The following is a 23,015-nucleotide window of genomic DNA, read 5'->3' as shown; positions in this document are numbered from 1 at the left end:
CTTGGGAGATCGGCACAGCACAAGGGAGATCCTGCTCATGGCTCGAACTCCATGGCGGACATGGCGGGCGCCAGGGACTGCGGCGCGTAATCGTCCCATGGGGTGTTGCCCGCGTCCAGCCGGGCGTGGATATCCTGGATCGTCCAGTGCGCCCCGCCCGTCAGCTTGTCCAGCTCTTCCCACTTGACGGGCACCGACACGCCCAGACCGGGACGCGCCCGCGCCGACCAGGCGCAAACGGTGGTCGCGCCAAATCCATTGCGCAGGTAGTCCGCAAAGATCTTGCCGACCCGGTTCTTCGGCCCGCTCTTGGCCACAAACAGTTGCGGCAGCGTCCGCGCCAGATGCTGCACGACCACCTGGGAAAAGCGCTTCACCGTATCCCAGTCGTACTGTTTGCGCAGCGGCACGACCACGTGCAGGCCCTTGCCGCCGCTGGTCTTGAGCCACGCTTTCAGACCGATTTCTTCCAGCAGCACGCGCACGAGGTTCGCGGCCTGCTGCATCGCGGGCCACTGCACGCCCTCGCCCGGGTCCAGATCGAACAGCATCCGATCCGGCTTGCCGATGGACGTCTTGACCGCGTTCCAGGTGTGGAATTCGACCACGTTCATCTGCACCGCGGACATGATGGCCTCGGCAGTGGGCACTTCGAGCAGCGGCGGGTGGTCCGGGTCTAGCTTGGCCGGCAGGGATTTGACGCCCGGCATTGCGGCTTCCAGGTGCTTCTGGAAGAAGAATTCGCCCTGGACGCCGGCCGGCGCGCGCAGAAACGACACCGGGCGCCCCTTCAGGTGTTCCAGCATCAGCGGCGCCACCAGCGCGTAATAGCGTGCCAGGTCCAGCTTCGTGAGCTTGGTGGACGGATCGATGACGCGATCCGGATTGGTGAGCTTGCCGCCCTTGGCGCGGCTGGCTTTGGTGGCGGGCACGGCTTTGCTGGCCGGTCTGGTCGCGCCCGCATCGCCCTCGACGTCTTTGACTGGCACTGCCTTCTCCCTGGAAATGGCCCGCACCGGCTTGTCCTGCCGCAGTCCTCGAAAGACAGAATGGCGGATGTGTCCGCCGCCCGTCCACTCGCCAAACGACACCTCCGCAATCAGTTCGGGCTTGACCCAGCGTACGCCACCGGCGGCGGGCGCGTTCGCGACAGGCTTCTTGTCGGTCTCGATGGACGCCAGGCGCTTTTGCAGCGACACCAGGCTGGCGTCATCGAACCCCGTGCCCACCTTGCCGGCATAGCGCAGGCTGCCATCCTGCTCGGTTACGGCAAGTAGCAGCGCCCCCAGCCCCACGCGGCTGCCCTTCGGCGCGGTGTAGCCGACGATGGCAAATTCCTGGCGCCGGGCGCATTTGACCTTGACCCAGGTATTTGTGCGGCGCGACACATAGGGCGAGGACAGGCGCTTGGCCATGATGCCTTCCAGCCCCATCTTGCAGGCTGTCGCCACCAGATCCGACGGCGCGGCCTCCAGGGCCTCGCTGAATCGCAGGTGGTCGTCTTCGGTGGTGTCCATCAGTTGCTGCAGCAGCGCCCGGCGCACCGTCAGGGGTTCCTGGCGCAGATCCCGCTGCCCGATGAAAGGAAGATCAAAGGCATAGAAGACGATATCTTGCGTGCGCTCGCCATCGAAGGCGTTTTGCAGCGCCTGGAAATTCGGAATGCCCTCGCGGTCGAGCATCACAATCTCGCCGTCCACCCAAGCCCATTTGGCCGGCAACGCGCGAAACGCGTCGACTAGATGAGGCAGCTTGGCGCTCCAGTCGTGGCCGTTGCGGGTATAAAGGCGCACGTCGTCGCCTTCGATCCGCACCACCAGCCGGTAGCCGTCGAATTTCATTTCGTATAGCCAGTCCGGGGCGTGGTGGGGCACGCCGTCCACTAGCGTGGCGAGCTGAGGTTTCAGATGCACCGGCAAATCGGCGGCCACGCCGGGCAAGGCGCGTTGGCCGTCGGCGGAAGGTTCAGGTTGGTCTTCGGACCGATCTGGGGATGGCGCTTTGGCCGTGCGCAGCGGGACCACGCTGTCGGGCATTTCGTCCACCACACTGAACTCCCGCTCTGGCCGGGCGAACGCATCGCGATCCTTGATGAGCAACCAGGGCGGCTGCTTGTCGCTTTCCTTGCCCTTTAGACGGATCAGCGCCCACCTGCCCTGCATCTTGACGCCCTGCAGGTCGAACTTCAGATGACCGTCCCGATAGCCCTTGCGCGGGTCGCCCACCGGCATCCATTTGCCTTCGTCCCAGATGATGACCTTGCCCGCGCCGTACTGGCCTTCGGGAATCTGCCCCTCGAACTGGTTGTAGGCAATGGGATGGTCCTCGACCTGGACCGCCATGCGTTTGACGGCCGGGTCGTAGCAAGGACCCTTGGGCACCGCCCAGCTCTTCATGGCGCCGTCCAGTTCCAGACGGAAGTCGTAGTGCAGCCGGCTCGCCCAGTGCTTCTGGATGACGAAGGCGCGCGCGCCCTCGTTCGCCTCGCCGCCGCCAGCCGGTTCCGAGGTGACTTGAAAGTTGCGCTTTTCGCGGTACTTCTTGAGCGAATCGGCCATGATCAAGCCGCCTTGCGCGCTTTGCTCGCCGTCTTGGAAGCGGTCTTACCGGACGCCTTGCTGGCGCTGCCCGTGGTTTTGGCCGTTGTCTTTTTTGCAGCCGTCTTCTTGGAAGCAGATTGGGCCGCTTTTTTTGCGGCGCCATTGCCGGCCTTGCCCGCCGACGACGCGGCCTTGGACGCGCCCTTGCCGCCCTTCAGGCTGCGTTGCAGCAACTCCGTCAGGTCGATGACGTTGTCGGCGTAAGCGGGCGACTTTTCCTGCGGCTCGATGACCGTCTCCGTCTTGCCGGCGCTCGCCTTCTTTTCCACCAGCGCCATCACCGCGGCCTTGAATTCGTCCTGGTACTGTTCGGGATCCCATTGGCCGGACATGTCCTCCACCAGCATCTTGGCCATCTTCAGCTCGCTGGCGCTGGGCGTCATGTTCTTGGCGCCCGCCTTGGGAAGATCCAGCCCTTCGACCGACTTGACCTCATCGCCCCAACGCATCAGGTTCAGCACCAGCGCGTCGCCCGACGGGATCAGCGCGGCCAGGTGCTGTTTGGTCTGGATCACGACCTTGGCGATACCGATCTTGCCGGTCTTGGCCAGGGTGTCGCGCAGCAAGGCATACACCTTGTGCCCCTTGTTGATGGGCGCAACGTAATACGGCCGCTCCAGATAGACGAAGGACACGTCCGTGGCGTCCACGAACTGCTGGATCTCGATGGTCTGCGTGGTCCGGGGATACGCATCGGCGATTTCGTCGGGCGACACGATGACGTACTTGCCGTCTTCGTACTCGACGCCCTTCACGATGTTGTCCTTGTCGATTTCCTTGCCGGTCCGCTTGTTGATGCGCTTGTAGCCCACCGGGTCCATCGAGCGCTTGTCCAGCCAGTCGAAATCCACGCCCGACTCGGTGGTGGCCGTGTGCAGGCCCACGGGGATGTGAACCAGACCGAAGGAAATGGCCCCTTTCCATATGGTTCTTGCTGCCATGACGGTTCTCCTGCGCCGCGATCAGCCCAAGCGCTTGACGATCCGGGCGACGCGGGCGACGCCCCCGGTTCCGCTTGCCGCGCGACCGATCAGGGCGGTCCCGGCTGCCGTGATCAGCGTGCGCCGCAGGATGGTGCGGCTGCGCATGCCCGACAGCATGAGCAGAACGCCCACGCCCAGCACGATCAGATGCTCGCCCGGAAAATCCGGCCGGCGGGCATCGATATCCTTAAGCTGCGCGACCAGTGACCGCGAGCGCGGCGCGGGACGGCTGTCGGGGACGGGTTCAATCTGCATGGAGCCTCCTCGTGGCATGGATGGTCATGCGGTGCGGGGCGGCAAGCCCCGCGCCGTCTACTTCGCGTACTTGAATTCGGGCAGCGCCTTGAGCGTATCCTTGGTGGCCGCCGGCAACTGGAACTGATCGCCCGCGACCTGCATCTGTGACAGCGGAACCGTCACCAGGTGGTTGCCCACGCCCAGCAGGCCACCCACCGACAACACCGCATAAGGCGCCCAGTCGGGCGGTCCGAGGATCAGATCATCCACGGTGCCGAGCTTTTCCTTCTTGCCGTTGTAGACCGTCGCCCCGATCATCTTCGAGGCGCGGTAGCCGGCGTCAACCTTGGCGACATCGACCCGGACTTCGGTCACGGACTGCGGCGCGCCCTGCGCCTGCGCCACGCAAGCACCGCCCGCGGCGCTCAGGAGTACGGCCAAACCCAACACAGTGGTCTTTACGGTCATGATCGGTTCTCCTCGGGGTCAGGACGAGCGCTGCGAGCCGGCGGGGTCGGGATTGGATTCGGACGCATCCGACGGCTCCATGTCTTCATTGCGGATTTCATTGCCCTGCGCGTTCTCGCTAGCGTCGGAAGGCTTGACCGGCGGGCCGCCGGGCTTGCCGTCAGAAGGCTTGACGGGCAGATCGTCCGGCGTCGACGTCGCTTCCACGGCGTTGTCCTGGGAAGATGCCTGCCCAACGGAATGTCTTGGTTCCATTTTTGTCACCTTGGGATGTGCTGGGGCCAGCGAAGCGTGGCCGAGGATGCAGGCAGCAAATGCCGTGCCCGGGCTGTGCCTGAATTCGCATGCCCCCCATAAGGGAGTGCGTTGCGGCACCATAAAACCATTGGTAACGCGTTCCCAAATGGCATCGAATCGGCAATATATTCACTTCACGGGCGGCGCCGCGATGCGCCTTGATTCGTGGCGGAACTTTTCGGAGTGCGACGATGGCCGGCAAAAAAAAACAAAAGGACACCTCCGAGGCCGCCGAAGAGGCCGGATTGTCCAGGAAGCAGTACGAGAAGGAATTGGCGCAATTGCACGCCGAACTGGTCAAGCTGCAGCAATGGGTGCAGGAGACCGGCGCGAAGGTGTGCATCGTGTTCGAAGGGCGTGACGGCGCAGGAAAAGGCGGCACGATCAAGGCCCTGACCGAGCGCGTCAGCCCCCGCGTTTTTCGCATCGTGGCGTTGCCCGCGCCCACCGACCGCGAGAAGTCCCAGATGTACATGCAGCGTTATCTTCCCCACCTGCCCGCCGCCGGCGAAGTCGTGATCTTCGACCGCAGTTGGTACAACCGGGCGGGCGTGGAACGCGTCATGGGGTTCTGCTCCCAGGCGCAGGTCGACACCTTCCTGAAGGCCGTGCCGCTGGTGGAGCGGGTGATGATCGACTCCGGCATCCTGCTCTTCAAGTATTGGCTGGAAGTGAGCGAGGCGGAACAGACGCGCCGGCTGCAGTCGCGCATCAACGACCCGCGCAAGACCTGGAAGCTGACCAAGATGGACCTGGATTCGTACAGCCGCTGGTACGACTATTCACGGGCGCGGGATGACATGTTCAAGGCCTCGGATACGGCCATCTCGCCTTGGTATGTGTGCGGATCCGATGACAAGAAGCGGGCGCGGCTCAATATCATCAGCCATCTGCTGGAACACATTCCCTACAAGGTCGGCCCGAGGGAAAAGATTGCGCTACCCAAGCGGCAAAAGGCCAAGGGATACGAGCAGCCGGAGCATCCAATCCGGTTCGTGCCCGAAAAGTTCTGACGCGACACGTCCTGACGCGCGAAGCGCCCCTTCCCCGGAGGTCCAGCCATGGCAGCGCTGCTCATCAATCAGGTTGAGGAAACCACCACCGACGACGAGATTCGCACCTTCCTGACGAAGTACGGGTTTCCATCGCCGGATCACGTCAAACGCGTCCCCAGCGAAGGCGACCGGCCCGCAGTGCTGGTGACCTTTACGGGCGCGACGGAACCGGAGCTGCAAGCCTTGCTGCCCCGGATCCATCAGGTATTCTGGAAAAACCATACCGTTTCGGCGCTGGTCATGCGAGCGCCGATCGAGTGAGGGGCGCCCGAGGGCAGCGGCGCCCTACCCCCGCGGCTCACCACGCCGTGCGCGGACGGTAAGTCTCTTTTACATATTTCGCCAGCTCGGCCTCGACCGTCGACATCATGACGGCGGGCGGACGTTCCGGGTGCAAAAGTTGCTGCGCGGCAGCCAGGGTGCGCAACGCGCAGCGTTCGCCGTTGGTCATCGGCTGGGGGGTGGACAGGGTGGGCGTGTACTTGAAAGCTTCCATGATGCTTCTCCATAAGACAAGGAATGACCCTCAGCCCCCCTTTCAGCAAGTAGCGTGCCCAACCCATTTCCGTTGTCAGTATCGGATACTGACCCGGGCCCAGACGCTGCGTCCGGGTTCGTTCACGGCTGTCCCCGCTGGATATCCGAAACCCGCATTTCCGGCCAGGTTCAGGTGTTCGCTGTAGGTCTTGTCCAACACGTTGTCCACGCCCAGGGACAGTCGGACCTGCGGATTCACCACATAGCCCGCATTGACGGAGAAGACGCCAAAACCGGCGCTGGGGCCGAAATCCTTGCCGACGACATTGCCCTCATTGAGCGCGTAGCGCTTTTGCGGCGCGACGATGCGCCACAGGGCGCCGGCCGTCCAGGTGCCGTCGTCATAGGCGGCGCTGAGCTTGGCTTCCAGCGGGGGGATCTGGGGCAGCGCCCTGCCGTCGCTGCGGTTCTGGCCCCAGGCGTAGGCCAGCGTCGCACCCAGTTTCCAGCGGGGCGACACGGCGTACGTGGCGCCGAACTCCCCGCCGAAGATTCGGGCATCTACGTTGGTCGCTTGTGAGGTGGCGCCCATCATCCCGCCGGACGTGTAGTTGAAAAGAATGAAGTCGTCTACGTATCCCGCGTACCCGGAGAACCAGGCGTCGAGCGATTCGGTCTTGTACTGCGCGCCGAAGTCCAGCTGGGTGGTCTTTTCCGGCTTGACGCCCTGGAAGGCGTTGACCGAACCGGCGGGCCCGCGCTTGGGCGAGAATAATTCCCAGTAGTCGGGAAACCGCTCGACGTGGCCCAGGCCGATGTACACCGTGGCGGGCAGCGACGCCAGATCCCTTTCATAGCGCAGAAAGCCGCTGGGCAGCGTGTCGTCGCGGCGCTCGCCTGCCGTCGGGTTGGGCATGGGCATCATCTGGCCGCCCGTGGTCTGGCGGAAATCCTTGGCCGATGCCCAATCCACGCGGGCTCCGCCAATCACGCGGCTGTCCGGCGCGGCGCGCCAGGTCAGTTCGCCAAAAACACCCGTGTTGGAAAAATCTGCATCCTTGACCCACCGTTGGCTGCGGTACGACACCGTGTCCGTGCCGCTGCGGGCGCGGTGGCGGCTCCGCTGGAAGTCCACCCCGGCCTCCAGATTCACGTCCGGCGACAGGGTCCAGGTGCTGGCGAAGCGCCCGCCCCAGGTGGCCCGGTCCACGTCCGACGCCATGGGCATCGCCATGGAGCTTGAGGGGTCGGGCGCGCGCAGGGTGTAGTTGTCCATGACGTGGTCGGCGTAGTTGTAATAGAGCTGCGCCTGCACCTGGTTCAGCACTTCGCCGAGGTTACGTTTTTCAAACCGAAGTCCAAAGCTTTCCCGTTTGAACTGCGAACCGTCCATGCCGCGGCCGGCATAGCGGGCCTCGCCGTCGCCGGTGCCGGCGGTCAATTCATAGAGGGTGTCCGCGTCCGGCGTGAATCCCAGCGCCACATCCGCGTTCCATTTGTCCCAGCGCGACGGCACGGTGTTGCCGTCGCCGTCCTTGTAGTCCTGCGAATGCGAGTGGTTGGCGGTGAATCGGGTGTAGACCTTCTCGTTGCCGGCGGTCAGGTCCGCCGTCTGGTCGTTGCGTCCAAACGAGCCGCCCGTCAGGCTGCCGTCAAAGCGCACGCCCGGCTCGGTGAACGCAGGCGTATGCCGATCGAAGCGGACGGTGCCTGCCGACGCGCCCGGCCCCCACAGCACGGTCTGCGGTCCCTTGATGACGGTGAGCTGGTCGAAGTTCTCGGGGGAAATGTAGGAACTGGGCGCGTCCATGCGCGAGGGGCAGGCGCCGGGCATGGCGGTGCCGTTGGTCAGGATGTTCAGGCGCGAACCGAACATGCCGCGCAGCACCGGATCGCCGTTGGTGCCGCCGTTACGGATGGCCGAAAACCCCGGAATGGTCTTGAGATAGTCGGTGCCGTCGCTGGCCGGCAGCGGTTGGCGCGGCAGCTTGGGATCGGTCGTGAATGTCAGGGGCGCGCTGGGCGCAACGCCCGTGATGACCACGGGGTCGAGCGTGGTCACGCCGTCGGGAGCGGATTGTGCCCCGGCGGAGAACGTCGCGGCCATGGCGGCGGCCAGGCAGGTCATGCGTAGAAATTGCTGTTGCTTGCACATATCGGAATCGGGTCCAACGTGGAATGGGGAGGTCGTGGCTTGCCGTCTTGTGCGCCAAGGCCGCGCGCAGGCACGCCCCGGCGCCTGACCCCACGGATCGGGGGCCAGGCCGCGAGCGGACAGGCGGACAGGCGTCAGCGGTCGGCGCCGCGCCCGCTAGCGGTGGGCGGCGCGATGCAAGCCGAAAATGCAGGGAGGAAAGCCGTCAGGCGGCGGATGGCGGCGCACGCGGCTGCTGCGGCAGACGCGCGAGCGCACTGGAGAAGTGAGGATCGTGGGTGGCGGGCGGCGCGTCAGGCTGGGCCAAGGTGGGCAGCAGCCACGCAAGCAGCCACAAGGCCGGCAGCGAGGCGCCGCCCAGCATGGCGCACCCCGCGACGCAGCAGTGCGGCATGGCGCCGCTATGTTGCGCGGCTTCCGGGGTGGCGTCTTGGTGCGCGCCTGGGATGGAGCCCGGGGTGTCGCCTGGTACGGCGCCTTCCTGCCCAATGGTGACCACGCGTGGCCCGCTGGCCGTGCAGATGATGGTGGTGGCCCCGAAGACTGGGGATCCCCCTGCCCCGCCGGCGCCGCCGGATCCGGCGAGCGCCGCCGAGGCGATCAGGGCCTGAAAGACGAACAGGGCCGCTGCGAACAGCGAAACCCATCGTCTTGCAGCAGTGGCGCATCGGTACATCGGATCCCCTTGACGGCGCAGATGGTAGCGCGGATCTGGCGCCGAATCCGGCCCGCCGCCCGCGATCTGCACCGCCCGTTGACACATGTCAACCGCGTTTGGCCACCAACCACCGCAACACGTCGATCACGAGGAACACGGCGAGGCTCACGCCCATGACCGGCAGGCACCAGCCCAGCGCGAGCGCGACAGCCGCCGTCGCGATGCGGCCCGGCCAGGACAGCTCGCGCCACGCCTGCGTCAGCGTCTGCCCTGCCTCGGCTGCCGGCCGGCGCAGCCACCACATCCGGTAACCCAGGACGATCATCGCCGTCAGCGCGATGCCCATGGCGGCCATCAAGAGCTGATTGGGCCAGCCGAACAGGATCCCCATGTGCATGTCCACGCCCCACCGGATCAGCTTGGCGATGAGCGGAAAGGTGTCGAAGTCCGCGCGGCTCGTGATGGCGTAGGTCGACGGATCCACCGCAATGGTGTCGACTTGCGTGGGCCAGGAGCGGTCCACCTCGCGCACCATCCAGGCCTGGCCTTCACCGCGCGGCGGGCGGATTTCGAGCTGGCTGCTGTCGATGCCGCCCTGCCGGGCCGACTGCAGCACGCGGTCAAAGCCGGAGGCCACGTTGTCCGGCGCCATCATCATGGCGGCGTGGTCATGCTGGCCGCCATGATGATGGGCGTGCTCGCCGCCCTCGGGCACGGCTGGAGAACCGGCGGCCGGCGATCCGGCGGCCGGCGACCCGGCGGCCGGCAGTTTCAGCGACACCGCCGGTGTAATCCATCCCAATTGGGCCCGCAGTTGGTCCACGCGCGCGCCCGCCCAGTTCGACCAGGTCAGCCCCGTGGCCGAGAAGAACACCAGGCCGATCCCGATCCACAGCCCCAACAGCCCGTGCCAGCGCCGCGCGCGCAGGCGCGGACTGCGCGCTGCCGCCGCCTTGTCGCGGCTCCGGCGTGCAAACCACAGCACAAGGCCCCCAAGCGTGGCCACCCACAACCACGACGCCGCCAGCTCGCTGTAGTTGCGGCCCAGGTCGCCCAGCATCAGATTGCGGTGCAGGTAGTCCAGTTTGGTCCGGAAAGGCAGCGTGCCGCTGGTCCCGTAGACGACCATGTCGCCCTTGATGGCCAGGGTGACGGGATCGACAAACAGCGCACGGGATTCGGAGTCGCCCATGCCGGGCTGCATGAACATGACGCGCGTGGTCTCGCCCGGTCCGGGTGCGGGCCGGACGGCAAAAAGGCGCGGACCCGGGCCGATGCGCGCCCGTGCCGCCTCGACCTGCGCGGCCAAGGGCTGCGCGGTGCCGGCGGAGTCCGTACGCAACTGGTCGGCGTAGATGACGCTTTCCAGTTGCGGAGTCAGGACGAACAGGGTGCCGGTCACTGCCGCCACCAGGATGAAGGGGCCGACGAACAGGCCTATATAGAAATGCAGCCGGGTGAGCAGCGCGAGAAAAGCGCTGCCGCTCGCGGTCCGCGGCCGCGCGGACGCGGCGGGGCTAACCAGAGTATCAGTGGTCATAAGGGTCTCGACAACAACGGACGCCGCCCGCAAGGGGCGGCCAGCGTGCGCGCAAGGCGCACGGCGACGAATGTCATCCGATGATTCGAGGCGGCGCGCGTTGGCCCAGCGGCGGGCCGGCGGCCGGCATGGGGGGCCGCGGACTGTCGGCTGGCGGCGCTGGCTCCACCCGCCAGCCGAGCAGCATGGGGATCAGCGTCAAGGCTGGCGGCGACAGCAGTGCCGGGTGCGCGCTCAGCCCAAACGGACATTCCTGACCGGCGCCGACGTGTCCGGAGGAAACGGGGTGCCCGTGATGGCCATGCGAGTCGCCGGCATGCGCGTGCGGGTCGGCCAGACCCGGCATGCCGGGAAAAACGCCACCCCCGGCCGCGCAGAAGCCCAGCGCGAAACGGCCCTGCTTGAGCGCCTGCACATCCGGCATGTAGCCGGTGGGCACCAGCGCCCGCGCGGCCAGCAACACCAGCAGAAGCAGCCGCGCAAGGGCGACGGCAGCGGCTGGGCGCAAGGACGGCGAGGACGGAAAGGCATGCATGCGGAGGTTCCGGGCGGCGGCCGATTGGGGCGCCGAGGGGGCATTTTAATCATCAGTCGCGTCATCACGCCGCGAGCGCGGCCACGGGAGCAGTACAGATCCAAAGCCAGTCGCTAAGACAATTGAGAACGATTCTTGGTAGAATTCCACCTTACGCCGCCCTTAAATGGGACCAGATTCACTTCTCACGTTCTTCGGACAGTTCTCGAATGGCCAAGCCATCGCGCTCCAAATTATGGTTTCTCGTCCACAGTTGGCTGGCCTTGCCGATCTGGATTTTCCTATTCTTCATCTGTGCGACCGGAACCATCGCCGTCATCAGCCAGGAAATCGTCTGGCTCATCAATCCCGCCGTTCGCGCCCAGGCGCCCGATGCCGAAACCCCGCGCATGGGCTACCAGGATTTGATGGACGCCATCGCCAAGCAAGAGCCCGACGCTTCCGTGCAGCGGCTGTCCTGGCCCGAGGAATCCCAATTCGCCCTGACGGCCTCGGTCGGATATCCCGGCGCGCGATTCACATCCATTTACGTCAATCCCTATACCGGCGATGTTCAAGGCCCTGCCCTGAACTTTGACCTGCGCCAGTTCATGCGCGCGTTGCACGGCTGGCTGTTGATTCCGTTCACGAATGGCTATAGCTGGGGTTGGTATCTGGTGTCGCTGCTGTCCGTGCCGATGCTGCTGTCACTCATCACGGGTCTCGTCGTCTACAAACGGTTCTGGCGCGCGTATTTCCAGAAGCCGCGCCTGCGCGTCGGCCAGGGCGCCCGGATTTTCTGGGGCGACTTCCACCGCCTGTCGGGGTTGTGGTCCGTCTGGTTCATCCTGCTGATCTCGGTCAGCGCGATCTGGTTCCTGGTGCAGGCCGTGCTGTTCGATACGGCCACCACGATCTCCACGCAGGGCGTCCCCGCCGTCGTGGCGCGCGACCAGGTGCCGACCGTCGCGCCCGGCGACACCGTCAAACGCCTGCCGCTCGACCAGATCGTCGGCATTGCCGAGCGCGAGCTGCCCGGCCTGGAGACGCAGCAGGTGTTTTTCCCCGGCAATGCCTATGACCCGATCACCATCTCGGGCCGCGGCGCCTATCCGCTGATGTACCAATACGCCAAGATCAATCCGTACAACGGCGCCGTCGAGGAAGTGCGCCGCCTGTCCGATCGCAGCGGCCTGGAATTTTTCACCGAATCCATGCGGCCGCTGCACACCGGCGACTTCGGCGGATTCTGGCTGAAGCTGGTGTGGTTCCTGTTTGGCCTGCTGCTGACGATGATGTCGCTGAGCGGCCTGCTGATCTGGACCAAGCGCACCGCGCAAGCCACCGCCAAGGCGCTGCGCCCTGCCCGCGCAGCCCGCACCGACGCCCGTGAGGTGACCGAATGAGCAAGACCGCCACCCTCGCCGCCGCGCCCAAGCCCAGCCTCTGGCGCCGCTGGCGCTTTCACCTGAGCGCGCTGCTGCTCATCCTGCCGATCCTCTACGTCCCGAAGTATTTCGACGACCTGGCGTTGTCGCGCGGGTCGATGGGCCTGGGCCAGCGACCCGCCGGCGACCTGCAGGTCGGCCCGTGGAAGCTGCAGCTTGCCGAATGGCAGGTCGAACCGCCCAAGTCCGATCCGGCCGGCATGGTCAAGACTTTCACCATGGCGCAATGCGAAGGCTGCAAGGACCAGATTCGTGCGGTCTACGTGCGCGTGGGCAAGCCGCGAAGCCTGCGCGCCGCGGGCTCGATCTTCTTTGGCAGCCCGCACCGGGCCTTTGCCACCGTGCCGATTCCTCCGCGCACCACCCCGGACGCCGATCTGTGGATCACGGCGGAGGGCTGGGACGGTTCGGTGCACCAGGCGGCGTGGCCCATCGCCACCGCCTCACCCGCCACCGTCGAGTGGCTGAAGAAACAAGGAGCATCCCGATGAACGCAGTTTTTGCGAACCGCTTTCGCGCCGCCCTGCTTGGCGCGCTGTTGACCGCCAGCGCTTCGGCCCTGGCGCACAATCCGATGGCCGAATGCAAGGCCGAGGGCAAGGAACAGATCCAGTGCACCGGCGGATTTTCCGACGGCAGCGGCGCGGCCGGCGTCACCATGGACGTCATCTCCTACGACGAACAGATCCTCGTGCCGGGCAAGCTGGACGCGGATTCCAAGATGTCGTTCAAGCGGCCGAACGGCGAGTTCTACGTCCTGTTTGACGCGGGTCCCGGCCACGTGGTCGAGATCGACCACGTCGACATCCAGTAAGCCCCGGCCAACCGCAGCATGCACACACAAGTCATCCGCCCCGCGGGCGCCGGCCACGAAACCCTTGCGGTGCTGGGCGCCTGCGTGGTCATCGTCGCGGCCGCCGCAGGGTATATCGGCCTGCGCGAAGCGCCGCCCGAAAGCGCGCCGCTCGCCGCCACCCAGATCGACGCACGGCGCGACCTGACGCCCGCCGAACAGGGCATCTACGCCGACCTGCGCGTCGCCTACGAGGAAATCGGATTTGCCCTGCAAGCCAGCGAGCCGCTGCCCTCGGTCGCCGATCTGGCCGCGCAGGGACTGCCGCCTTTCGTCACCGACAACAGCACCGCCGTGCGCGGCGGCCACGTGTGGCGCTTGGAGCGTCAGGCGGGCAAAGCCCTGTATGTAGGGCAGACGGCGGATGCCAAGCTCGCCGGATCGTTCCTGATGCGCGCCGAAGACGGCCACGCCGAGGACGGCCATGGCCATGACGGCAGTGCGCCCGCCCAGGCCGATGTCTGGCTGGCCCGGAATGCGGCAACCCGCGTCCCGGAAAGCGCCGACGATACCGCGTTGGCGGCGGCGGGCTGGCTGCAGGTCGCCGCCCAGTTCGATGCCGGCGTTACCCGCCAGAACAAGCCCTGACCGGGCCCTCCCCCTTCGCCTTCCGACACGAGCCTACGGATTTATGTCTGCCTTTTCGTCTTTCTCCCAGATCCTGCGCCGCTGCGCCGCGCCGCTCGCCGCGCTGGCGCTGCTGGCCGGCGCGTTCACCGCGCCCGCCCACGCCGAAGACGCCAAGCGTCTGAAGATCGGCGTGACGCTGCATCCTTATTACAGCTACGTCGCCAACATCGTGGGAGACAAGGCCGAGGTCGTGCCGCTGATTCCGGTGGGCTTCAATCCGCATGCCTACGAGCCTCGCGCCGAGGACATCAAGCGCATCGGCACGTTGGACGTCGTCGTGCTCAACGGGATCGGCCACGATGACTTCGCGGACCGCATGATCGCCGCCAGCGAAAAGCCCAAGATCCCGGTGATCGAGGCAAACGCGCAGGTGCCGCTGCTGGCCGCAGTCGGCATGGCCGCGCGCGGGGGCGGCGATTCGGGCAAGGTCGTCAATCCGCACACCTTCCTGTCGATTACCGCCTCGATCGCGCAGATCAACACCATCGCCCGCGAACTGGGCCGTATCGATCCCGCAAACGCGCAGTCGTACACCGCCAACGCGCGCGCCTATGGCCAGCGCCTGCGCAAGCTGCGCGCCGATGCGCTGGGCAAGTTGGCCTCCGCGCCCAACGCCGACCTGCGCGTGGCCACCATCCACGGCGCGTACGACTACCTGCTGCGCGAATTCGGCCTGGAAGTCACGGCCGTCGTGGAGCCGGCGCACGGCATCGAGCCCAGCCCGGCCCAGCTCAAGGGCACCATCGAGCAATTGCGCGCGGCCGACGTCAAGGTGATCTTTTCGGAACTGAACTTCCCGTCCTCGTACGTCGAAACGATCCAGCGTGAAACCGGCGTGAAGCTGTACGCGCTGTCGCACATCTCGTACGGCGAATACAGCGCCGAGCAGTTCGAGAAGGAAATGACGCAAAACCTGGCTACCGTCGTGCGCGCCATTGAAGAGGCCGGCGCGTGACCGGCCCGGTGACCCCGCACCCGGCGGGCGCGCCCGGCCCCACGCTGACCTTCGAGCAGATCTCGCTGACGCTGGGCCGCACCGAGATCCTCAGCGATGTCGCCTTTAGCGTGACGGCGGGCAGCGTGCACGCGCTGGTGGGCCCCAACGGCGGCGGCAAGAGTTCCCTGGTCAAGACGCTGCTGGGCCAGATGCCGCATCGAGGCAAGCTCAGCGTGACGTGGCCCGGCGATCGGCCGGGCGTCATCGGCTACATCCCGCAGGCGCTGGAGTTCGATCGCGGCCTGCCCATGACCGTCAACGATTTCATGGCTGCGATGTGCCAGCGCAAGCCGGCATTCCTGGGCTTGTCGCGCGCAAAGTCGGCAGAGATTTCCGCCGCGCTGGAACGCGTGGGCATGCAGGACAAGCGCAACCGCCGCATGGGCGCGCTGTCGGGTGGAGAGCGCCAGCGCGTGCTGCTGGCCCAGGGCCTGGTGCCCAGCCCATCGATGGTGGTGCTGGACGAGCCCATGTCGGCGCTGGACGAAGCCGGTGTGCGCGTGTTCGAACAATTGCTGGACAGCTGGCGCGCGCAGCGCGTGACCGTGCTCTGGATCGAGCATGACCTGGAGGCCGTCGGCCGCCTGGCCGACCGCGTCACCGGGCTGAACCGCCAGGTGCTTTGCGACGGTCCTCCTAAGCAAGTGCTGACGCCCGACCGGCTGCTGACGCTCTTTTCCACCCGTCCGCGCGTGGGCGGCCAACCGCAGGAGCGCGCCGCATGAACGCCTTTTTCGATAACCTGCGCCAACTCATCCAGCGCGCGGCGGAATCCGGCGCGCTGCCCGATTCGCTGGCCTATGGCTTCGTCATCAACGCCCTGCTCGCCGGCCTGATCATCGGGCCGGTGTTGGGCGGCCTGGGCACGCTGGTCGTGGTCAAGCGCTTTGCGTTCTTCTCGGAAGCGGTCGGCCATGCCGCGCTGACTGGCGTGGCGATCGGCATTCTGCTGGGCGAGCCCTACACCGGCCCCTATGGCAGCCTGTTCAGCTATTGCCTCATCTTCGGCATCCTGCTCAATTTCCTGAGCAACCGCACGCGTCTTACGCCGGACACCTTGATCGGCGTGTTCCTGTCAGTGTCGCTGGCGTTGGGTGCAAGCCTGCTGCTGGTGCTGGCCGGGCGCATCAACATCCACATCCTGGAGAACGTGCTGTTCGGCTCGGTGCTCACCGTCAACAGCAACGACCTGTCGGTGCTGACGTGCGTGGCGGTGCTGGCGTTGGCGCTGGCGCTGCCCAACTACAACCGGCTGATGCTGGCCAGCTTCAATCCGCAGCTTGCCGCCGTGCGCGGTGTACCCGTCAAGGCGATGGACTACCTGTTTGTGATCCTGGTGACGCTGGTCACCGTGGCTTCGGTCAAGGTGATCGGCGCCATCCTGGTCGGCGCCCTGCTGGTGATTCCGGCCGCCGCGGCGCGGATGCTGGCGCAATCGCTCAAGGGGTTTTTTACGATGTCGGTGCTGTTTGCGATGTTCGCCACGCTCGCCGGCATCATGTTGCCCATCGAACTGGAACTGCCGGTGCCTTCCGGCGCGGCCATCATTCTGGTCGCGGGAATCTTGTTTGCGATCGCGGCCCTGGCGCGCAGCCTGGTCCCCGGTCTGAAAGGAAATGCAGCATGAGTCTGAAATCAGGTTATGTCACCTTGCGCCGCGCCGCCCTGGCGGTGGCGATGGCATCCGCCCTGGGCGCCGCCGTCACGGCCCATGCCCAGGAAGCCGCCAAGTCCGGCCGTGCAGCCCGCGCCGCGCAACCCGAAACCGCCAGCACCGCGCCTGCAGCAGTCACCGTGCTGGCCGCCCACCCGGTCGTGTTCGCCCTGACCGACAGTCTGGCCAAGGACAGCAGCATCCGCGTCGAACGTGCGGCGCCCGCCAACCTGCCGGCCACGCGGCTGACGTCCTACTTCAGCGGCCGCGGCGGCGCGGCGCTTCAAAAGGCCGCCGCCTCCGCCGACGCGGCCGTGGGCCTGCGTTCCCTCTGGCCAGACGATCCGCTCTTTGCCAACGCGCGCCGCACCAATATCCGCATCGTCGAGATCGACGCGGCGCGTCCGCTCGACGGCGCGCTGAACGGCATCGCGCTGCAAAGCGACACGCGCCCCGGCGGCCAGTTTGCCGCCTATCCGTGGCTCAGCATCGTCAACCTGGGCCGCATGGCCGACATCGTGGCCGCCGACCTGGGCCGCCTGTCCCCGTCCGACGAAAAGCGCATCGGCGAGAACCTGGCGCACATCAAGCGCACGCTGGTCGAACTGAATGCAAAAAGCCAGGCGGGGCTGGCGCAGGCCGAGAACGTCGCGGTCGTCAGCCTGTCCGAACGCCTGCCCTACCTGATTGCGGAATTCAATCTGGATCTGGTCGACACGATGGCGCGCGACGACAAGGACTGGACGCCCGAGGCGCTGGCTGCGCTGACCGCCACGCTGAAGGACAACGGCGTGGCCGCCGCGCTTTTACACCGCGAGCCGACCCCAGCACTTTCGCAGGCCATTGAAGCCGGCGGCGCCAAGGCCGTCGTGCTGGCCACGGATGGCGCCGACCCGGTCGCGGACCTGCAGGGCAACGCGCAGCGCCTGCTGCAAGCGCTGGCGCCCGCCGCTGCCACGGCGGCCAAGTAAATCGCCACCAGCAGTGCCATCATGGACGCGCGCCGGCTTATCCGGCGCCGTCTGCGGCTTCAGCCGACAGCGCCGTCGCAGCCGCTTTCAAGCAATCGATCAGTTGCGCGCTGGTGGCCGGCAGGCCGGCTTCGCGCAACGTAATGATGCCGACGGGCGGCAGCGGCAACGCGAGCGGCACCGCAAGAATCCGGCACAGCCCCTGGGCTTGAAAGCTTCTGGCCGCCGAGCGGGCTAGAAACCCGACGCCGTGGCGTTCGCGGATGAAAGTCAACGTCGCCAGGTAGGACGACGTTTCCATCAGATCGGACGACGGTTCCAGCCCGTGCTGGTGGAATTGCTGCTCCAGCTTGACGCGCAATGACGCCCACGGCGGCGGCATGACGCACGGCAATGCCGCCAGATCTTCCCAGCCGGGATGTGCCAGTCCCGCGACCTTGCTGCCCGGGGCGGCCACCACCACCATCGGCTCCTCGAACAACGCTTCGGTCTGCAAATCCGGCGCGGCATAGCCCGGCTCCAACCTGCCGACGAAAAGGTCCAGTTCGCCCAGCCGAAGCTTGGGCAGCAGGTGCGTCAGGTCGCCCTCTTCGATCAGCACGGTCGCACGCGCCGCCCGCGCCTTCAAGGCGTGCACCGCCCGCGCCAGCAGCACCGGCAGCGCGACGGCCATCGCGCCGACGCGCGTCTTGCCCGCCGCGCCGCTTGCGGCGGCGTCGATCTCGTCGCGGGTGCGCGCGTATTGCGCGAGCACGCCGCGCGCAAAGCGCACGACCGAGGCGCCGGCCTCCGTGGGTTCCGTGCCGCGTACGGACCGCGCAAACAGCGCCAGACCCAGCATCGATTCGACCTCCGACAGCATGCGCGACACCGCCGGCTGGCTGACGGCCATGAATTCGGCCGTGCGTCCCAAATGCCGGAATTCATCCAGCGCCACGACCAGTTGGAGGTGACGCAGCTTCAGGTTTGAGCGGAAAACGCGATCCAAATGCGCCATCGAGGACTCCGATACCAGGGCGCCGATACATATCACCGGCGTTATCTAACGATGCGCCAATTCTATTGGATAGTTATGGTTAAGCTCACGAGAATAAGTCCGGGCCCCCGCGTAGCCTTGCCGGGGCCCGAATATAAAAGCGAGACCCATAAGAACGACATCCGGAGACAAAACATGAGGCACACCCCTACCCCCGATCTGGACAGGCGCAGGTTCCTGGCGGGCGCCGCCTGTCTGGGCGCGGCCGCCGGCGCTGGCGCGGTCGGCCTGCTGGCGCCCGCCACGGCCCGCGCCGCCGACTATCCCCAGCGTCCCATCACCTTCATCTGCCCCTGGCCCGTGGGCGGCACGGCGGACCAATCCATGCGCGCGCTTTGCCAGGTGGCCTCGGGCGTGCTGGGCCAGTCCATCGTGGTGGAAAATCGCGCCGGCGCGTCAGGAATGATCGGCACGAAGTCGCTGTCGCAGGCGCAACCGGACGGCTACACCATCGGCCAGATTCCGATCTCGGTCGCGCGCTTTTCGCAACTTGGCCTGTTGCAGCTGGACCCGCGCAGCGAACTGACCTACCTGGCGCGCACGTCGGGCCAGACGTTCGGCATTGCCGTGCTGGCCTCCTCGCCATTCAAGACGCTCAAGGAAGTCGTGGCGTACGCCAAGGCCAACCCGGGCAAATTGACATACGGGCACGCCGGTATCGGCGGCGCGACGCACGTGGGCATGGAAGAGTTCGCCATGGCGGCCGGCGTGCGGTTTAACGCCATCGCGTACAAGGGCGGCGCGGCCGCGCTGCAGGATGTGCTGGGTGGCCAGGTCGATCTCTTGGCCGATTCCAGTTCGTGGGCGCCGCACGTCGAGGCAGGAAAACTGCGCCTGCTGGCGACCTGGGGCGAATCGCGCGCCTCGCGCTTCAAGGACGCGCCGACCCTGAAGGAATTGGGCTACGACGTCGTGGTCGAGGCGCCCAACGGCATCGGCGCGCCCAAGGGCCTGGACCCCGCCGTCGAGCGCAAGCTGCGCGATGCGTTCCGCACCGCCGTCAAGAGCGACGCCTTCAAGCAGGTTGCCGACCGCATCGACGCGCCGGTGATGTACCTGGACGGTCCGGATTACCAGGCGTATGTCGCTTCGGTCTATCAGCAGGAGACCGCATTGATCGCGCGCCTGAAATTGAAAGAAATGCTGCAGAAGGGCTGATGCACCGTGAACGCCAACCCCCTGATCCGGCTGCACCCCAACGACAATGTCCTTGTCGCGCGGGAAGCCCTGGCCCTGGGCATGGTCGTGCCCGACCTGGGCCTGCGCGTGCGCGCGCAGGTGCCGGGCGGGCACAAGATTGCCGCCTGCCGCATTGCCGCGGGCACACCGGTGCGCAAGTACGACGCCGTCATCGGCGTGGCTGCCCGCGACATCGAGGCGGGCGACCACGTGCACGCCCACAACCTTGCGTTGGCCGACTTCGAGCGGGACCCGGCGTTCTGCCGCGACGTTCGCCCCGTCGCGATGGTGCCCGAGGCGCAACGCGCCACGTTTCAGGGCTATGTGCGCGCTGACGGCCGGGTGGGCACGCGCAATTTCGTGGGCATCATCGCGTCGGTGAACTGCTCCGCCACGGTCATTCACCACATTGCGCAGCATTTCACGCCCGAGCGTCTTGTCGCCTATCCCAACGTGGATGGCGTGGCCGCGTTTGCACAGACCAGCGGTTGCGGAATGTCCTCGCCCAGCGAGCATTTCGACGTCCTGCGGCGCACGCTGGCCGGCTATGCGCGGCATCCGAACCTGGCCGGCGTGCTGATCGTGGGCCTCGGATGCGAGCGCAATCAGGTGTCCGCCTTGATCGACTCGCAGAATCTGGCCGGCGATCCGCGGGTACGCACCCTGGTGATGCAGGACTCGGGCGGCACGCGCGCCACCATCGACGCGGGCATCCGCGCCGTGGAGGAAATGCTGCCGCACGCGAACGCCGCGCGCCGCAGCAGCGTGCCGGCCAGCCACCTGAAGATCGGCCTGGAATGCGGCGGGTCCGACGGTTATTCGGCGATCACGGCCAATCCGGCGCTGGGCGCGGCCATGGACATTCTGGTGCGCCATGGCGGCACGGCGATCCTGTCGGAAACCCCCGAAATCCACGGCGTGGAATACCTGCTGACGCGCCGCGCCGTCACGCCGGAAGTAGGACAGAAGCTGCTGGACCGGCTGGCCTGGTGGGAAACCTACACGGCCGGGCACAACGCGCAGTTCAATGGCGTCGTCGGCCACGGCAACCAGCAAGGCGGTCTGGCCAACATCTTCGAAAAATCGCTGGGTTCCGCCATGAAGGGCGGCACGACGCCGCTGCAAGCCGTGTACGAATACGCCGAACCCATCGACCGTGCGGGCCTGGTGTTCATGGATTCGCCCGGCTACGACCCGGTCGCGGTTACCGGCCAGATCGCCAGCGGGGCCAACCTGATCTGCTTCACGACGGGGCGCGGGTCGATGTTCGGTTCCAAGCCGGCGCCCACCCTCAAGCTTGCCAGCAACAGCAGCATGTACGCTCGGCTTGAGCAGGACATGGACATCAACTGCGGCGCGGTGCTGGACGGCGAGGTGGACATCGCGCAGATGGGCCAGCGCATCTTCGACCACATCCTGCGCGCGGCCTCGGGCGCACCCACCAAGAGCGAAGCCCTGGGCCTGGGCAACCACGAATTCGTGCCCTGGCACCTGGGCATCGTCAGCTGATCCGCCCCTTTTCTGGAGTCTTTACGCATGCCCGCACACAACCCCTTCAAGGCCGCCCTCGCGGCGCGCCAGGCCCAGGTCGGGCTATGGCTCTCCATGGCCGATCCCTATCTGGCCGAGGTCTCCGCCACCGCAGGCTTTGACTGGCTGCTGATCGACGGTGAGCACGCCCCGAACGACTTGCGCGGAACACTTGCGGCGTTGCAGACCGTGGCGCCCTACCGTTCGCATCCCGTGGTGCGCGTGGTGGCGGCTGACACGGCAGTCATCAAGCAGATGCTGGACATCGGCGCAAAAACCCTGCTGGTGCCGATGGTGGACACGGCCGACCAGGCGCGCGCGCTGGTCGCCGCCACGCGCTATCCGCCGCACGGCATCCGCGGGGTCGGCAGTGCCGTGGGACGCGCGTCGCGCTGGAGCGCCCGCGAGGACTACCTGGAAGTCGCCGACGATGAAGTCTGCCTGCTCGTGCAGGCAGAAACCGTGCAAGCGCTGTCGAACCTGGAGGCAATCTGCGAGGTGCCGGGCGTAGACGGGGTCTTCATCGGGCCGGCGGATCTGGCTGCGTCGATGGGTTATCGCGGCCGGCCCGGCCACCCGGATGTGCAGGCCGCGATCGAACGCGCCATGCAGGTCATCGTCGCGCGCGGCAAAGCTGCCGGCACCTTGACCTCGGACCCCGCCCTGGCGCGCCGCTACCTGGAGCTGGGCTGCACGTTCGTGGCGGTTGGCGTGGATGTCCTGCTCTATGCCAACAGCGCCCGCCGGCTGGCGGCCAGCTTTGACCGCGGCGCGGCGAGTGCTGCCGCCGCAGCGCCATCGGCCGCTTATTGATGACGCGAATCGGTCCGGTCCACCCGCCAATCTGATCTTGCGTGCCCACGCATTCAGGCATAAATTGATCGGTACGCTTTTCGATCGGCCATCACGGTTCGTCCGCCCGAATCGCGCGCGAAGGTTGTTTTCTATCTTTTGTTCCCCAAAGGAGCGATGCGATGCGAGTAAAACACCTGCTTGGCCCAGCGACCGTAGCCCTCTCGATGCTGTTCGGGTCGGCTGTCACGGCCGCACCCGCGGAGCCTGCCCCGATCGTCACGGGCAAGCACTGGACCGAATCCGACGCCAATCTCAAGAAGGCCTATCTGCTGGGCATGGCCAACGTCCTTGAGGTCGAAAGGGCCTACCAGCAACGCCGTGCCGTGCCGGATACCCAAACCCTGGTGCCCAAGTTCTCCATGGGTCTTCAGAACCAGACGCTGGACTCCGTGCGCGATACCGTCGACCGCTGGTATGCCGCCAATCCGAGCCGATTGGATCGCCCTGTCGTGGAGACGATCTGGTTTGAGATCGTCATGCCCGCCACGAAGACGAAACGCACCCCCTAGGAGCCGCCATGAAGACGATCCGCACGATAGGTCTGGCCATTGCGATGGCATCGCTGGCCGCATGCACCAATATGACCAAGGAACAGCAAGGCACCGTCACGGGCGGCTTGATGGGCGCCGCGGCGGGCGCCGGCATTGCCGCGATCGCGGGCGGCAGCGCCTGGACCGGCGCCGCCATCGGCGGCGCGGCTGGCGGCATCGCGGGCAATATCCGCGGCGCGAACCAGTAATCCGAGCGTCACCGGCCTGATCTTCCAGGTCCCGAACGCCGGCTCGCGTGCAAGCGCCAGCCGGCGTTCCTGCGTTTGGGCGCCGCGCCCTCTTCCATCCTCATCCCCTTCCGCCGCGCGCATGGCTACCCGCGGCGGC

26 protein-coding genes are annotated in these 23,015 nt (G+C 66.4%); 15 read left to right on the top strand and 11 right to left on the bottom strand.

Annotated elements, in window-relative coordinates:
* Nucleotides 1-35: 35 nt before the first annotated feature.
* The 5 genes from ligD to LN047_RS15235 are packed head-to-tail and all read right to left on the bottom strand — an operon-like array spanning nt 36 to nt 4,543.
* On the bottom strand, nt 36-2,558 hold the full coding sequence (gene ligD, locus LN047_RS15255; protein ID WP_373979467.1) for a DNA ligase D: 2,523 nt from the start codon (nt 2,556-2,558) through the stop codon (nt 36-38).
* Between the two features lie 2 nt (nt 2,559-2,560).
* Nucleotides 2,561-3,541 (bottom strand): Ku protein, encoded by a 981-nt coding sequence (locus LN047_RS15250; RefSeq protein WP_373979466.1) that lies wholly within the window; start codon nt 3,539-3,541, stop codon nt 2,561-2,563.
* A gap of 21 nt (nt 3,542-3,562) precedes the next feature.
* Nucleotides 3,563-3,838, bottom strand: coding sequence for a hypothetical protein (locus LN047_RS15245; protein ID WP_373979465.1), 276 nt, complete (start codon nt 3,836-3,838; stop codon nt 3,563-3,565).
* Nucleotides 3,839-3,895: 57 nt separating this feature from the next.
* On the bottom strand, nt 3,896-4,288 hold the full coding sequence (locus tag LN047_RS15240) for a PRC-barrel domain-containing protein (protein ID WP_373979464.1): 393 nt from the start codon (nt 4,286-4,288) through the stop codon (nt 3,896-3,898).
* 18 nt (nt 4,289-4,306) lie between these two features.
* The gene (locus tag LN047_RS15235; RefSeq protein ID WP_155721809.1) at nt 4,307-4,543 is read right to left on the bottom strand and encodes a hypothetical protein; all 237 of its coding nucleotides are present in this window, start codon (nt 4,541-4,543) and stop codon (nt 4,307-4,309) included.
* Nucleotides 4,544-4,776: 233 nt separating this feature from the next.
* Here LN047_RS15235 and ppk2 point away from each other — a divergent pair, with 233 nt between their 5' ends.
* Nucleotides 4,777-5,598, top strand: coding sequence for a polyphosphate kinase 2 (gene ppk2 / locus LN047_RS15230; RefSeq protein WP_373979463.1), 822 nt, complete (start codon nt 4,777-4,779; stop codon nt 5,596-5,598).
* 48 nt (nt 5,599-5,646) lie between these two features.
* Nucleotides 5,647-5,901 carry a hypothetical protein gene (locus tag LN047_RS15225; protein WP_062839443.1) on the top strand — a complete coding sequence of 85 codons (255 nt, stop codon included), beginning with the start codon at nt 5,647-5,649 and terminating at the stop codon, nt 5,899-5,901.
* Nucleotides 5,902-5,938: 37 nt separating this feature from the next.
* Here the strand turns inward: LN047_RS15225 and LN047_RS15220 are convergent, their stop codons facing one another.
* From LN047_RS15220 to LN047_RS15200, 5 genes are all read right to left on the bottom strand, one after another.
* A complete protein-coding gene (locus LN047_RS15220; RefSeq protein WP_056317974.1) occupies nt 5,939-6,136 on the bottom strand; it encodes a hypothetical protein in 198 nt (65 codons plus the stop codon).
* Between the two features lie 75 nt (nt 6,137-6,211).
* The gene (locus LN047_RS15215) at nt 6,212-8,272 is read right to left on the bottom strand and encodes a TonB-dependent copper receptor (RefSeq protein WP_373979462.1); all 2,061 of its coding nucleotides are present in this window, start codon (nt 8,270-8,272) and stop codon (nt 6,212-6,214) included.
* 205 nt (nt 8,273-8,477) lie between these two features.
* Nucleotides 8,478-9,035, bottom strand: a complete 558-nt coding sequence (locus tag LN047_RS15210; RefSeq protein WP_373979461.1) for a hypothetical protein — start codon at nt 9,033-9,035, stop codon at nt 8,478-8,480.
* A gap of 1 nt (nt 9,036) precedes the next feature.
* Nucleotides 9,037-10,470 carry a PepSY-associated TM helix domain-containing protein gene (locus LN047_RS15205; RefSeq protein WP_373979460.1) on the bottom strand — a complete coding sequence of 478 codons (1,434 nt, stop codon included), beginning with the start codon at nt 10,468-10,470 and terminating at the stop codon, nt 9,037-9,039.
* A 73-nt stretch (nt 10,471-10,543) separates the two neighbouring features.
* Nucleotides 10,544-11,005 carry a hypothetical protein gene (locus LN047_RS15200; RefSeq protein ID WP_373979459.1) on the bottom strand — a complete coding sequence of 154 codons (462 nt, stop codon included), beginning with the start codon at nt 11,003-11,005 and terminating at the stop codon, nt 10,544-10,546.
* A gap of 209 nt (nt 11,006-11,214) precedes the next feature.
* Here LN047_RS15200 and LN047_RS15195 point away from each other — a divergent pair, with 209 nt between their 5' ends.
* Genes LN047_RS15195 through LN047_RS15160 form a run of 8 tightly spaced genes read left to right on the top strand, consistent with a single transcriptional unit; the run spans nt 11,215 to nt 17,537 of the window.
* A complete protein-coding gene (locus LN047_RS15195) occupies nt 11,215-12,390 on the top strand; it encodes a PepSY-associated TM helix domain-containing protein (RefSeq protein WP_373979458.1) in 1,176 nt (391 codons plus the stop codon).
* Nucleotides 12,387-12,923 (top strand): hypothetical protein, encoded by a 537-nt coding sequence (locus LN047_RS15190; protein ID WP_056317987.1) that lies wholly within the window; start codon nt 12,387-12,389, stop codon nt 12,921-12,923. The genes LN047_RS15195 and LN047_RS15190 overlap by 4 nt, the downstream gene beginning before the upstream one ends.
* Entirely contained in the window at nt 12,920-13,246 is a 327-nt protein-coding gene (locus tag LN047_RS15185; protein ID WP_056317990.1) for a hypothetical protein, read from the top strand. The genes LN047_RS15190 and LN047_RS15185 overlap by 4 nt, the downstream gene beginning before the upstream one ends.
* A gap of 18 nt (nt 13,247-13,264) precedes the next feature.
* Entirely contained in the window at nt 13,265-13,873 is a 609-nt protein-coding gene (locus tag LN047_RS15180) for a DUF6162 family protein (RefSeq protein WP_373979457.1), read from the top strand.
* A gap of 43 nt (nt 13,874-13,916) precedes the next feature.
* Complete coding sequence (locus LN047_RS15175; protein WP_373979456.1) at nt 13,917-14,870, top strand: metal ABC transporter solute-binding protein, Zn/Mn family; 954 nt, start codon at nt 13,917-13,919, stop codon at nt 14,868-14,870.
* Nucleotides 14,867-15,637, top strand: coding sequence for a metal ABC transporter ATP-binding protein (locus LN047_RS15170; protein ID WP_262760232.1), 771 nt, complete (start codon nt 14,867-14,869; stop codon nt 15,635-15,637). The genes LN047_RS15175 and LN047_RS15170 overlap by 4 nt, the downstream gene beginning before the upstream one ends.
* Nucleotides 15,634-16,539, top strand: coding sequence for a metal ABC transporter permease (locus LN047_RS15165; protein ID WP_128829301.1), 906 nt, complete (start codon nt 15,634-15,636; stop codon nt 16,537-16,539). The genes LN047_RS15170 and LN047_RS15165 overlap by 4 nt, the downstream gene beginning before the upstream one ends.
* Nucleotides 16,536-17,537, top strand: coding sequence for a metal ABC transporter solute-binding protein, Zn/Mn family (locus tag LN047_RS15160; protein ID WP_373979455.1), 1,002 nt, complete (start codon nt 16,536-16,538; stop codon nt 17,535-17,537). Before LN047_RS15165 ends, LN047_RS15160 begins: the two co-directional genes overlap by 4 nt.
* A 37-nt stretch (nt 17,538-17,574) precedes the next feature.
* Here LN047_RS15160 and LN047_RS15155 read toward each other — a convergent pair whose 3' ends face one another.
* On the bottom strand, nt 17,575-18,534 hold the full coding sequence (locus tag LN047_RS15155; protein ID WP_179689156.1) for a LysR substrate-binding domain-containing protein: 960 nt from the start codon (nt 18,532-18,534) through the stop codon (nt 17,575-17,577).
* 174 nt (nt 18,535-18,708) lie between these two features.
* Between LN047_RS15155 and LN047_RS15150 the strand changes: the two genes are divergently transcribed.
* The 5 genes from LN047_RS15150 (at nt 18,709) to LN047_RS15130 (ending at nt 22,876) form a co-directional block, all read left to right on the top strand.
* Nucleotides 18,709-19,731: a tripartite tricarboxylate transporter substrate binding protein gene (locus LN047_RS15150; RefSeq protein WP_373979454.1), complete on the top strand. Its 1,023-nt coding sequence runs from the start codon at nt 18,709-18,711 to the stop codon at nt 19,729-19,731.
* 6 nt (nt 19,732-19,737) lie between these two features.
* A complete protein-coding gene (locus LN047_RS15145; protein WP_373979453.1) occupies nt 19,738-21,261 on the top strand; it encodes a UxaA family hydrolase in 1,524 nt (507 codons plus the stop codon).
* 27 nt (nt 21,262-21,288) lie between these two features.
* The gene (hpaI, locus tag LN047_RS15140) at nt 21,289-22,095 is read left to right on the top strand and encodes a 4-hydroxy-2-oxoheptanedioate aldolase (RefSeq protein ID WP_373979452.1); all 807 of its coding nucleotides are present in this window, start codon (nt 21,289-21,291) and stop codon (nt 22,093-22,095) included.
* 161 nt (nt 22,096-22,256) lie between these two features.
* Entirely contained in the window at nt 22,257-22,646 is a 390-nt protein-coding gene (locus tag LN047_RS15135) for a hypothetical protein (protein WP_056318013.1), read from the top strand.
* 8 nt (nt 22,647-22,654) lie between these two features.
* On the top strand, nt 22,655-22,876 hold the full coding sequence (locus LN047_RS15130; protein ID WP_056318016.1) for a hypothetical protein: 222 nt from the start codon (nt 22,655-22,657) through the stop codon (nt 22,874-22,876).
* Nucleotides 22,877-23,015: the final 139 nt, after the last annotated feature.

The organism is Achromobacter sp. JD417 (genome assembly GCF_041879325.1).
Classification (GTDB): Bacteria; Pseudomonadota; Gammaproteobacteria; order Burkholderiales; family Burkholderiaceae_B; genus Achromobacter; species Achromobacter mucicolens.
The sequence above is the reverse complement of the archived record's forward strand: the minus strand, read 5'-3'. Positions and strand labels throughout refer to the sequence as shown.